Origin of the sequence: Ancylomarina salipaludis (assembly GCF_004122035.1) — a bacterium.
In the GTDB taxonomy this organism is placed as follows: Bacteria; Bacteroidota; Bacteroidia; order Bacteroidales; family Marinifilaceae; genus Ancylomarina; species Ancylomarina salipaludis.
In genome coordinates this window covers 1-12024 of the sequence record NZ_SAXA01000027.1, presented here as the reverse complement: position 1 = coordinate 12024, position 12024 = coordinate 1, and the positions used below count along the sequence as shown (strand labels likewise).

The 12024-nt window shown below is 34.4% G+C and carries 11 protein-coding genes; 9 read left to right on the top strand and 2 right to left on the bottom strand.

From position 1 onward, the window contains the following. Positions 1 to 1050: 1050 nt before the first annotated feature. Positions 1051 to 2199: a hypothetical protein gene (locus tag EO244_RS16610; RefSeq protein WP_129255812.1), complete on the bottom strand. Its 1149-nt coding sequence runs from the start codon at positions 2197 to 2199 to the stop codon at positions 1051 to 1053. A gap of 626 nt (positions 2200 to 2825) precedes the next feature. After that, the gene (locus tag EO244_RS16605; protein WP_129255811.1) at positions 2826 to 3122 is read right to left on the bottom strand and encodes a hypothetical protein; all 297 of its coding nucleotides are present in this window, start codon (positions 3120 to 3122) and stop codon (positions 2826 to 2828) included. A gap of 201 nt (positions 3123 to 3323) precedes the next feature. Here EO244_RS16605 and EO244_RS16600 point away from each other — a divergent pair, with 201 nt between their 5' ends. The 9 genes from EO244_RS16600 to EO244_RS16560 all read left to right on the top strand — a co-directional run bounded on the left by EO244_RS16600 (position 3324) and on the right by EO244_RS16560 (position 11689). After that, positions 3324 to 4244: a carboxypeptidase-like regulatory domain-containing protein gene (locus tag EO244_RS16600; protein ID WP_129255810.1), complete on the top strand. Its 921-nt coding sequence runs from the start codon at positions 3324 to 3326 to the stop codon at positions 4242 to 4244. 363 nt (positions 4245 to 4607) lie between these two features. Then, a complete protein-coding gene (locus EO244_RS16595) occupies positions 4608 to 5696 on the top strand; it encodes a tyrosine-type recombinase/integrase (RefSeq protein ID WP_206734596.1) in 1089 nt (362 codons plus the stop codon). A gap of 85 nt (positions 5697 to 5781) precedes the next feature. Continuing rightward, complete coding sequence (locus EO244_RS16590; protein ID WP_129255809.1) at positions 5782 to 6276, top strand: hypothetical protein; 495 nt, start codon at positions 5782 to 5784, stop codon at positions 6274 to 6276. Between the two features lie 265 nt (positions 6277 to 6541). After that, positions 6542 to 7171 carry a hypothetical protein gene (locus EO244_RS16585; RefSeq protein ID WP_129255808.1) on the top strand — a complete coding sequence of 210 codons (630 nt, stop codon included), beginning with the start codon at positions 6542 to 6544 and terminating at the stop codon, positions 7169 to 7171. A gap of 238 nt (positions 7172 to 7409) precedes the next feature. After that, positions 7410 to 7910 (top strand): hypothetical protein, encoded by a 501-nt coding sequence (locus EO244_RS16580; RefSeq protein ID WP_129255807.1) that lies wholly within the window; start codon positions 7410 to 7412, stop codon positions 7908 to 7910. Positions 7911 to 8620: 710 nt separating this feature from the next. Then, the gene (locus EO244_RS16575; protein WP_129255806.1) at positions 8621 to 9523 is read left to right on the top strand and encodes a hypothetical protein; all 903 of its coding nucleotides are present in this window, start codon (positions 8621 to 8623) and stop codon (positions 9521 to 9523) included. 638 nt (positions 9524 to 10161) lie between these two features. After that, entirely contained in the window at positions 10162 to 10695 is a 534-nt protein-coding gene (locus EO244_RS16570; RefSeq protein ID WP_129255805.1) for a hypothetical protein, read from the top strand. Between the two features lie 273 nt (positions 10696 to 10968). Beyond that, positions 10969 to 11205 (top strand): hypothetical protein, encoded by a 237-nt coding sequence (locus tag EO244_RS16565; RefSeq protein WP_129255804.1) that lies wholly within the window; start codon positions 10969 to 10971, stop codon positions 11203 to 11205. A gap of 1 nt (position 11206) precedes the next feature. Beyond that, entirely contained in the window at positions 11207 to 11689 is a 483-nt protein-coding gene (locus EO244_RS16560; protein WP_129255803.1) for a hypothetical protein, read from the top strand. Positions 11690 to 12024: the final 335 nt, after the last annotated feature.

Below are 12024 nucleotides of genomic sequence, written 5' to 3'. Positions count from 1 at the left end.
TTGTCCCATTACGGTTTGAAGATTGCACAGCAATGAGCCCAAAGGGCTCGAATCCCATTAGCCCGAAGTCAAGTCACGGAGTGACTGCCACTTCGGGTTATTGGCATCAGGTAAATCCATCGCAGGTACAGCAGTTAATCAGGGCGCTGTGTTTATTAGCGATGGAATGAATATCGTTTTGTCTTTTGGGAAGAAGCCTTTGATAAAGTGTATTCTTGAAAGAGCTTGTGTGAATCAAAATGCGAAGATTATTAAAATAATTAAACCTTAATTTACTGTCCATATAAATGTAGCAACTCTACAATGTAACTATTTGGTGGTTTTATATTTCTATTGGAATCTGTAATCAAATTGGATTTGCGAGTATGCCATTGATACGAGTGATTTGGGAAAAAGAATAAACTAATAATTAATCCTGTCCTATTAATTGGGCTTCGCCTCAACCGAGCTTTTGTGAGCTCATGAGCTCTTCGAATAATCCCGACTTCATTTTTTGGCTTGATCCAAAAAACGAAGCAAAAAAAATCAAGGCTGCTTTTTAAATATCTTCCTTATTTGCCTCAAGCTTAAGTGCGGCCGGGTGATTTTCGAACAAAGTTCTCAACTTCCCGGTCTTTCTAAAGCTTTCGTAAAACGAAAAATATTTAAAAAAGATGCCATCTCTTAGGACGCTCAAAAATACCCTCTTCATACTGTTATTAGTATTAAAGATGTTGCTAGCAACAAAATAAATCACTTGAATAAAAACGTTTGGGACGCGATTGATTAATAATTTCTTATTTCGCTCAAGCTGCTGAGCTCTTACTTTTTGCTTAGATCAAAAAGTAAGCAAAAAATCAAGTTAGTCTGATCCTTGTTTTTTCATTTAGATAAAACTGTATCACGCCTCACGGCAGACTGACAAAGTCCGCTCAAATCAAAAATTTAAGGTTGAAGTTCTCTCTTGATTTAGACCTCGACTTTGGTTTCTTGGAGTAAGTAGAATTCAAGATTAGTAAAAAAGGCTATCCTAAATGGGATAGCCTTTCTTAATATCATCAATTCAGATCATTAATATCTGTTGTAAAAACGTCTTAACTCATCGGTGAGTTGGGTAAAGATGGGTTTGGTAAATTCCACAAACAAATCTTGTTTAGCAGGAGGGAGAACGGGTTCTCTTTTGCAGATCTTCAATTCTTCTTTGGTCAGGGCTCTTTCGTCGCCATTAAAATGGCCCCATTTGCTAAACCATACATATTCTCCGCCCAACTGTTTGTTGTTTAGTATTCGTCTGTTTGCAAACTCTTCAATCTGTAAAGATAGCAGCCCCTTAGAAATCACCTCGCGTTTGTGAACATGCAACTTGGCCTTTACCTTATTAAAAACTTTGATGGTTTCACCATTTTTAAGCTTGGTGCTTCCTACCTCAACACTATCGACACTGATAACTTCCTTTTCGATATCGGTATCGTGGGTTTCGCCCACAACAAAGTCTTCGAAACGCATGGCAATCACCTGATCGGGATATTCCAGACCTTCCATTTCGGCTTGTTTCGGGGTATAGAATCGAACAAACTGGCGTTTGATATTATTGGTGATGTATTGGGTCACCTGATCCTGGAAAAATTCAGCACTCAAACTGTATTTTACTGAGTTAACAGGAATGTGTTCGATGATGACCTTTAGGGTTGCCATCTCGTAAGCTTCATCCATCTTAGCCAAGGCATCTTTAAAATTAGGCACAAACTGATTGGCCCTGGAAAAATGATTGTAAGCTAATTTGGCTGTATTGCGTGTGCCTTTAGCCAGTTCTATTACGCCTAAATTGTAACATTCAGGAGCGGCAAGCTGTTTGGCCATATCTTCCTCGGCTCTGAATGATTGTACATTGGAGAGTAAACGCAAAGCCGCAGGGCATCGGTTTATTTCGTTGTACATTCGGTTCAGAATCTGATATTGCCCGATTGATTTGGTATTTTTTAAAGGATCGGGAGAGTTTAGTAGAGCTGTGATTTCTCTTTTCGACCAATCAAGAGCCAAAGGATAACTTTCCAATAGGGTTTGTTGTGCCTTTTTCTTATTGGGGTTCGATCTTAAGCGGTCAACCGACTTGAGTACAGCCGTGTAGTAGTTGCCTTTTTGCAAGGCTTTTTCACCCGAGCTACAAGCTGAACTGATAAGAGCGAGTATAATGATTGAAGTGTAAATTAATTTCGTCATAAGTATAGGATTTGATTTGCGTGTAAAATTAAATTTTTATCTGAGATTAGGGCAATTCTGCCAATGAGTTTCCCTTGTTTTCTCGTGTTTATCTTTGTCTGAGAGATGAAACGCAAATATTGAACCAAAGTTGCATGTCTGGCTTTATGTGTTGGGTGTTTGGATATTTAAGAGGGGGAATGCGTTTTTGATGGAAACCGGCATTTTAGGTGTTGTGAGGTGTGGAAAGTGAGACAAAGTTGTTTGGATTTAATGGGATGGACGGGTATGAGAACCAGCTGGTTTTTCTTACTCAATTGTGCCAGATGAAAGGCTGAGGAAACCTACACTAAAGTATTGTTTTTTGTGATGAAGGACTCTTTTTTTATCATGAATTATAAAAAGTTTTGGGTTTTAAAGAATTAATTCTTTAAATTTGAAATACAAATCTACCAAAGATGTAACAGCTACCTACTGGTTATAAACGGCGTAAAAAGTCTGTAGGTGATACTCTAAATACTTTTAAGTGATATCGACGAAAGTATTTCATATTTGCTGAATCTCTCCCAGCGACTAAGCTCACTATTGGCAATATTTCATCTGATTTTAATCATTTTACACCAAATTTTATATTATTAAAATTCTCTTTACTGAATCTGAGGCCAGGTTTTCAAGACCTGAAGTAAGGTTTTATAGTTTTGAAAGCTGGTTTTATAAAAAAGATTAGAGGTTTTGCTTCGTAGATCTGACGTTTTATCCTTAAGAACTGAAGTGCTGGGTTCAAGAATTGAAATGTTAGGTTCAAGAACCGAAATGTTGGGTTCAAGAATCGAAATGTTGGGTTCAAGAATCGAAATGTTAGGTTTAAGAATCGAAATGTTGGGTTCAAGAATTGAAGTGTTAGACTCAAGATTAGATGTTTTAGTGAAATTAGGATAGTTCATTTTAAGATTTCGCACTTTTCTAATTAGGCTTTAATATCTAATTTAAAGATGCTTATGTTATGATTCGTTTGTAAATGAGGATGGTGGTTTTATAATCGATAAAAATCAGATTGTAGAAATTATCATACCAGCAGAACAAGCTGAAAAGGTGAACTATAGCCTTGTCAGCTGATTTAGATCTGTTGCTGAAAAGTGAAAAAAATGAATACAAATGACAAAAAATGGATGAGTTCAATATTCGAAATATCTCGAGTATTAGACGAAGAAGCCCCTATTTATGAAGCAGATGAAGCAACAAAATCGCTCACCCTTATTTTTACGGGCTATAAAATACAGTTATCGACCTTAGCTGATAAAATGAATCAGCCAACAGGATGGCTGACGCGAGATAAGAATGAGGTTAAAGTTTCGTTGCTCAATTTGATGTATCCTCTATCGGTAGCTTTAATTCGTTTGGGCAACAGTAGTGGTGATGAACTTTTGCTGGACCAAGTGAAAATAAGTAAAGGAAAACTGTCAAGCTTGAACGAAACAGATTTGCATATATATGCAGATAAACTTATTGATTTGTCAAAAGCTCGTAAAGCAGACTTGGTTGCTTTTGGTATAAGTGAAGAGATGATAACGGCTTGTGAAACAGAGCTAAACTCTTTTGAACAAAAACGTATTGAGCGTTTGATGTTAGTAGATGACAAAAAGGTGGCAGGAGTAGAATTTAACAAGCTAAAAACGAAAATGAAGTATCTGCTTAAGCAAGAGCTGGATTGGAGTATTGAGAGTTACCGGGATACGCAGCCTGATTTTGTAAATCATTATTTTACGGCGCGGCAGGTGCCAGTTGCTATACATCGTCATTACGATGTGCTGGGGTACATAACTGATGAGGTAAGCGGGAAGCCCATTTCGCTTGGTCAGGTTTCGGTTGAAGGTCAGGACTTGTGTGTAAAGATTACTGCGAATGGGACTTTTAGGTTTAAGTCGTTTCCGGAGGGTGAATTTCGTTTGAAAATAGAGAATATGGGGTACAATACGCTTTATGTTTCTGTTCGACGGTATGCTTCGGAACATCGGAAGTTGCATCTTAAGATGATGCCCAAACCCTTGGTTGCGTTTGCAAAATGATATCTGGATATTTTAATCAAAAGAATACTGATTTGTATGTCTTGTTCTTTGGTAGATATCAAGATGTGTGGATTGGGATTAAGGCATGGCTGGGAGAGCCGTGCCTTTTTGTTTGGAAGGGGAAAGGATTTTAAAAAAATGAGTCTGTGCAATTAGAGATGGGGGTGAAGTCCTCATATATTTGCTGTTTCAGGTATTCTTGCTTTCTTCTGGTCTGCTAAGTAAATGGGATTAGCAGGTCATTGAACCATGATAGTTATGTGGACAAATTCTATTTTATTTAGATTTATATTTTTACATTCGACATTTATACTGTTGATTAGTTTATTTTCATAAATTTGGTTTTGTCATATTATAATCGTTATGCAAAAAGTAAGACTCAAGCTATCTGCAGATGTGCATCGCAAGCAAAAAGTTGTGTGCATTTGCTTTGAGCGCAATCAGGAAGTTATTGGCTTACTGAGAGCGAACTTTCCTGCGTGGTGGAGCCAGACTAAAAAAACGTGGTGGATTGCTCGCGATAAGTTTGATTATAAGAAATTTAAGCAGGTTTTCGCTCATGTATACGAGATTAGCATAGAAAGAGACATGGCAGAAGCTGAGGAAGTTGTTCGGTTGCCGAAAGGTTATTTGGAGAAATTGGAACGAGTTAGATACAGTGAGAGTACGATACGAACCTATTGTAAATATTTTAAAGATTTTCAGAAGGCTTTTCCAGAGAGGACTCTTGAGACTATTCAGATGGCGGAGATTAACGATTATATCCATAAATTAATACAAGTTAAAAACATATCAAAAAGTCAACAGAATCAGAGGATTAACGCAATTAAGTTTTACTATGAGAAGGTATTAGGTTTAGATCGGGAATACTATAAGATTGATAGACCTAAAAGAAGCAGATCTTTACCTAAGGTGATTTCGGAACAGGAAGTTCTTAGAATGCTACATGCCACAAAAAACTTAAAACACAAAAGTATTATAGCGACCATATATTCAGCAGGTTTACGCAGGAGTGAGCTTGTTAATTTAAGGAAACAAGACATTTGGTTTGATAAGAAAATGATTTTTATTAGAGCTGCTAAAGGGAAGAAGGATAGAACTTCTGTCTTATCTGACTCACTTGTTGTTGTCCTTAAAAAGTACCTCGAATTATTTAAACCCAATTATTATCTTTTTGAAGGAAAGAATAGGGCGAAATATTATCCTGGGACTATTGTTAAAATTGTTACTAATGCCGGGGTATTAGCAAATTTGGATAAACATGTTACGCCTCATATGTTAAGACATTCTTTTGCGACCCATTTATTAGAACAGGGAACTGATTTAAGATATATTCAAAACATATTAGGCCATGTATCGAGTAAAACCACAGAGATTTACACCCACGTAAGTAAGAAATCTCTTGCAAAAATAAAAAGCCCTTTAGATACAATAATAGGGGGTAAAGATTAGATTTATAATAACTTACAAAAATAGACGTATAAGCTGTGTATATTGCATGGCATTTTACACAATTGTTAGCAATAATACTCGCAGAATGCAGATTAATAAAACATTACACAGCTTTATTAGATTAATTATATTGATTTTACTCTCCTTGAAACTAATTGCAGGCGGTTTTCAACAGATAGATTACATTCAAAATTTTCTCCCTAGTTGGGACTTAGCTTTTAACCTAGAAATTATTTTAAGGAAACATTTATATATTCATTCTTTTCTTGTGTTTATTGGAATAATAGGAGTATTTATAAATAGGAGATTGGGTTTAGTTTTGATGTTAATTTTTCCATTTTGGGTAATTTCAGATGCTTTAATAGCCTTTATTTTTCCAATGGATTTTATCTGGTATGTTAATGAGTATCGTTTAATAGTAGCAATTATTCTTGTTGTATTGGTTAACTCTCTTCAGTTGATACAACGAGACTATTCTTTATTAATAAAAAGATCTTTTTTTTTGAATGGTATTGCATTTTCATTCGGTTTATTAATCTCATCAGGAATTTGGTATTTATATGAAAGATTAATGATATAATAAAACGTACTATTGCTAACAAAAGCTAAATTTCATGGGCGCTGATTAGCAGCTTGTTAGTTAGTTCAATTAACAATCAACAGCAAGCCTTTAAAATTGGTTTGCAAAAAATATAAACAAATTTACTGGGCTTGCTTATTTGGCGGTTTGAAGAGACAGCTCTTTGAAATCGCCCACGCAACTTAGCAAGACCGTTAGGGTTCATTATAAAGCAACAAGCAATGCCTCAATCTGATGTGTGTTAAATCAATGACAGAAAATAATTATGCGAATACTATTATGTTTTTCAATATCCCTTTTAATCTTTGGGTGTAACAATCCGAAACTAAAATATAGTTCATGTTATGAAAGTTTAGGAAGACATTTTGACTATTCATTATACAATCACTTTCCAGATACTTTGTCTAATTTTAAATTTTATTTCAAAAAGAATTCTCCTGAATTAACAAAAGAAAATAGAAGTTGTGGTGCTCTATTAGTGGTTCAAATAACAAATGAGGATTTAGTTAAAATAGAGGAAAATATTAAGGACTCAGTCATTGCTACCTATAAGCCCAATGAAAGGTGCAATTTAATAGTAAACCTTTGGGAAAGTGAAAAGGCAAGTGAAATATTCCTAGATCATTACAGCAAACAATGCGAAGATAATTTTATACCGATTCCTAATTTTATGAATTTATTAAAAGGTACTAGATTAATATATTCTTCGGAAGATGGTTTTTTATCGAATAATTTTGACGTAAACATTTTAGGCGCGGAACCTGGAATGTTTATTGACAACAACTATCTTTCTAACGGTGTTGGTTTACCTGAAAATTGGAGAAACGGTTATTCAAAAGGGATTGCCATTAATAAGAAAGCAAATGTTGTTATTTATTGGTTGGAAATTTGGTGATGAACATCTAAAAATAGAAAATAACGAACCCTAACACACGCTATATACCATAGGCGAGTAACGGGTTTTCGAATGTTTTATGCTTTTAATGAGCAACGGCAAGGTAGCCATTTTAGAATAGTTATAGTTAAATGTAATCCTAAAATAGCTACCTTTCCTTTTTATAAAATTTGAAACATAAATCAACTAAGGCGCCTACGTTACATAGCGCCATCCGTTGTAGGTAATGCAAACAAAAATGAACGTACGCGCAATAATTTTATCACTGGGTCATATGCTAATTATGGTTAGCATAGTTTTAATCATGCCAAGATTTACCATTTCAAATGATCCTGAACTGAAAGACTATTTATTAGTTGGTTTAATAATGGTATTAGCTTTTTTTAGATCTAACTTTTTAAGCTTGAACTATCTCTTCAATGATTACAATCAAAAAATCGTTTTTAATAATAAAAATTTTACTGTCTATAAAGGAAAAAAGAAAGAAGTTATTGGATACAATGAAATTAAAAAATGCTATTTCATTGAACCTTCTTACGTTGATGGAAATTTTGTCCAGCTTCAATATTTTAACTACTGTTGCTTCCTTCTGAAAAATGGAAATAGGATTTTTGTTACAAGCTTGAGCTTTCCTGTTGGAAAAACATTGAGAAAAAACAGAATTCAATATAGTCATGAAAAAATGTTCATACCATATCTAGACAAAAGAATAGGAGAATTATTATTTGAGAAAAAGTGAAAGCACTACCTACAACATCGGGTCATAGCGCATGCCGCGGTAAGGCTCAGCTGGATGCAGTAGTGAGATTTTAACGATAGAACTATAAATAACAAACCTGCGGATTCGGCGGCACGACGCCATACCCGCGGAACGTTACAACCCATTGCTTTTTTAAAAGTTTACTCGCTGGCAAACTTGCCGCCATTTCTGCTTTATTGAAACTATTGGTTTGCTTTAAACTTAGGTTGCTTTGCATATGTAGACTTTGCTTGGAATCACGTGACACAGTTCTCTGCTTGGGCCTCGTTCGCTTTGTCACGGAATTTAGAATGGGAAACTCAGCCTATCCAATTTGCTTCTCTTTTGCCAAGCTTGCTCGAAAGTAATTGATACCAGGTACAGGGTTTGACTTTTGTGACTTCTAGAGACTTAAGTGTTTTATGAAGGATTACGCGCGGGGAGAGGGGCGCAAATTGTCACTTAATCTCAGTTCTTTTAGTAGCAAATATCCATGCCAAAGCTGCCTTTATCAGCCAGAAGAAATTGGAAGGTATTCTCTCACATGAAGATTTACAACAGGTTGTAACAAAAGCTAAATTGCAGCGGGCTCTGATTTCTATTTGCAACATAATTTATTTTGATTAGTTTTATATCATAATATAAGTCAGTGCGGAGAAATCCGCCGCAACTTAGCAAGACCGTTAGGTGTCATAACCCAATAAAAAAAAATGGAATCATATTTTGAAAAAAGTTCATTAAAGTCAAAATTAACATATATTCTACTGTATTGTTTAAGTTATGGGTGCAGAATTGGATCTAGCGCAAAAGAAACAAAAAAAAGACTTAAAGTTGAATTTGAATTCGATGCCAAACGCATTAGAAGTTGTATTGATTTAATACAGGACACAGAGGGAGCTATTTTTTCTTTTTCTGAATATGGATTGCAAAAATTCTCATTTAATAATGTCAATGGAGATGGAGAATTGTATTTACGTCTTTATGGAATCTTAAATGCTATTTACTTACAGCTAAACTCTATAATTGAATTATATGACGTTCTTAAAATTCCTGGAAAGAAAAAAGTAATTAACCGATTTAAAGAACTTGAAATATATGAAATTAGAAACGTTGTAGCATCACATACAGTAAACTACATGGACTCTGAAAACATATCTCCTAAAGGGTTTTCAAAAAACTTTTTTCGTATAACACAAATGTTCTTGACAGCAAAATCAGAGGAGATGAATGCTGTAGATGGTTTTGACAATGTACGAGAATATAATTTGTACAATAGCTTTCTTGAATATAACCGAGTTTCAGAAGAGATTCTTTATGATTGCGTAACGAATTATTTTGAACGAATAATTATAAATAAAACGAAGAGAGATGATCTATTTTCTCATTATGAGATCAATGGATTGGAGCATTTTAATTATGAGATATTATACAAAAATGATAAACTTTATCGTGATCGGTTGAATAATATAAGCGAAGAATTGAAAATGGAAGATGAAGAGTTTGATGAAGAAATGAATGTAGATTCAAACATATCCATTGAAAAACTTCAAGATCTTCTTGAGACAGATGTAACATCATTTAAGGAAAAAGTTACGCCACCTAACAAAAGCTAAATTTCATGGGCGCGGATGTGCGACTTGAAAGCTTAGCTCAATTAATAAACAACAGCAATCCACCTAGATTTGGTTTGCAAAAAATATAAACAAATATATGTGGCTTGCTTCCGAGCGGTTTGATAAGACAACTGTTTTAATCGCCCACGAAAACTTAGCAAGACCGTTACAATTCATAGACAAAAGAGATAGATTAATGCGATTTCCCATTTTGTAAAAGTAAAATCTATCTCTTTTGTGGTTCTCGCTTATAAGCTTGTAGCCTCACTCCTTTTTTGAAAGCTTTTGTCGTAAAGAAACATCTTCATTTTTATTATACTGAGCTCTACCTTGCAGTCCCGTTCAGCGCCGCCCTGTTTAGGGTTTTCCCTTTGTCATAAAATTTGCAATAAGCCTTTAATTTAATCCTATTACCTAAGCTCTTGCAAATTTCTAAGCCAAAGCCATCTATGAGCCAGGCCTTTTAAATAGCTTAGCTCTCACAGGAAACAATTTTCTACGCATTGTAACAAAAGCTAAAGTGCAGCAGGACTCCAGCTTTGTTTGAAACATAATTTATTTTGATTAGTTTTATGTCAATTATACAGGGCGGCTCAACTAAATCTGCCGCACCTTAGCCAAAACCGTTAGCGTTAATTATGAAGAAGACACTAAAGAAGCTTGGATTAATAGTAGACTTTGACTTTCTATATTCAATAGATAAAGTCAAAGCCTTAGACTTATTGATTACAACTGAACTTGATAAAAAGATAAGCTTCTATGATTCTATCTTTGGTTTGAATCTTCCTTTAAAATCTACAGATTTCAAATATGATGAATATTTTGAAAATTTTAAGGTAAAGAGGGAAAGCAAAATTAATTTAAGAAAAGGGAGAGGAATTATAACTGGAAAAATAGAATCAGATAGTCCGGACATGACACGGGTGAAAGGGACAATTAAATCAAATTACGAAGACTTAAAATTTCCAGTGATCATGTTCTTCATATTCACAACCATTGTTTTTGTAGTTGTTATTTTAAGTAATGAATATGGGCTTGAATGGTTATTTTATAATACAGGTTTCTTTATTGTTGTTATGTCACTAATGGTTGCATTTCAACGATTTGAAGTGATGAGTATTAGGAAATCTTTGCTGGTATACTTTGATAGACTCAGCATAACTAAACGCTAACAAAAGCTAAATTTCATGGGCGCTGATGAGCCGTTCGAAAGTTTAGTACAATTATTAAACACCAGCAAGCCAATTAAAATTGGTTTGTTCAAAATATAAACAATTTCACTCGGCTTGCTTATTTAGCGCATTGATAAGGTGACTCTTTTAATCGCCCACGCAACTTAGCAAGACCGTTATGCCTCATTTTAAACAAAATAATATCCTTAATGCGTATATGTGTTCTGAATTGAATTATAGAGAATTAAATACCTAAACAAATAATTTGAAACTATGTCAGTTAAAAAAATTAAAGGTCAATTATTATGTGACACATGTGGGAGTGATAACCACTTTGAAACAAACGATGATAAAACCTATGTGAAATGTCATGCTTGTGGTAGAGAATATTTTGGTGGTTATAATGAACTATTAGAATTGAATAAGGCAAATATTGAAGAAAGAGCTAAAGCTGAAGGTAAAAAGATCGTAGAAGACAAGCTAAAAGATATTCTAAAAAAACTCAAATAATATGGAGGCTAACACTATTTCATATATTGCTTTGAGTATCTCTACTATAACAGCAATATCTGGCTTTTTTGTATTCTTAAGATATGACAGACGGCTAAAGAAGCAAGCAAGAGAATTAAATAAAAAATTGGAGATCATTTATGATTCCCAAATTAAAAAGATAGAGCAAGAAAAGACGATTCAAGATACAGCTACTTTTTTAGTCAAGTCATTACCATATAACGGGGATGGAAAGCATACTATCAGAATATCAAATATTGGAAAAGGTAAAGCTATGAATATCCGATTAGGAGAAAATACATTTACAAATGCTAATGGGATTGCATCCTGTAATTTTGAGACAATCAATGGTCTTGAGCCAAAAGTGAATGCAGACTTTACACTTTGGACTCTTAATGGTGTTAAACAAAATTTCACAATGACTTTAATCTGGAATGACAAACAGAATAAAGATAATTCGAAAGAATTTTCTATAAATCTCTAATGTCAGTTCTTAAATTAAAAAAACGAAGGCATAACAAAAGCTAAATTTCATAGGCGGTGATAAGCAGTTTGAAAGTTTAGTGCAATTAAGAAACACCAGCAAGCCAATACAATTGGTTTGCTAAAATATAAACCAATTTTACTCGGCTTGCTTCTTTAGCGGTTCGATAGGACATTAGTTCTAAATCGCCCACGTAAATTTAGCAAGACCGTTAGCGGTCAGTGAAAAAACGACGTACCAAAGATGATAAACAGATTGATTATAATATTTCTCGTTTGCTTAATAAGCATAAATCTGCGTGGACAAAATGAATTGCAGTTTTCATTCGAATGCGA

Excerpts from the sequence above, each read along its gene's own strand:
- EO244_RS16610 (WP_129255812.1), bottom strand. The coding sequence starts at position 2,199 with ATGACGAAATTAATTTACACTTCAATCATTATACTCGCTCTTATCAGT.
- EO244_RS16605 (WP_129255811.1), bottom strand. The coding sequence starts at position 3,122 with ATGAACTATCCTAATTTCACTAAAACATCTAATCTTGAGTCTAACACT.
- EO244_RS16600 (WP_129255810.1), top strand. The coding sequence starts at position 3,324 with ATGAATACAAATGACAAAAAATGGATGAGTTCAATATTCGAAATATCT.
- EO244_RS16595 (WP_206734596.1), top strand. The coding sequence starts at position 4,608 with ATGCAAAAAGTAAGACTCAAGCTATCTGCAGATGTGCATCGCAAGCAA.
- EO244_RS16590 (WP_129255809.1), top strand. The coding sequence starts at position 5,782 with ATGCAGATTAATAAAACATTACACAGCTTTATTAGATTAATTATATTG.
- EO244_RS16585 (WP_129255808.1), top strand. The coding sequence starts at position 6,542 with ATGCGAATACTATTATGTTTTTCAATATCCCTTTTAATCTTTGGGTGT.
- EO244_RS16580 (WP_129255807.1), top strand. The coding sequence starts at position 7,410 with ATGAACGTACGCGCAATAATTTTATCACTGGGTCATATGCTAATTATG.
- EO244_RS16575 (WP_129255806.1), top strand. The coding sequence starts at position 8,621 with ATGGAATCATATTTTGAAAAAAGTTCATTAAAGTCAAAATTAACATAT.
- EO244_RS16570 (WP_129255805.1), top strand. The coding sequence starts at position 10,162 with ATGAAGAAGACACTAAAGAAGCTTGGATTAATAGTAGACTTTGACTTT.
- EO244_RS16565 (WP_129255804.1), top strand. The coding sequence starts at position 10,969 with ATGTCAGTTAAAAAAATTAAAGGTCAATTATTATGTGACACATGTGGG.
- EO244_RS16560 (WP_129255803.1), top strand. The coding sequence starts at position 11,207 with ATGGAGGCTAACACTATTTCATATATTGCTTTGAGTATCTCTACTATA.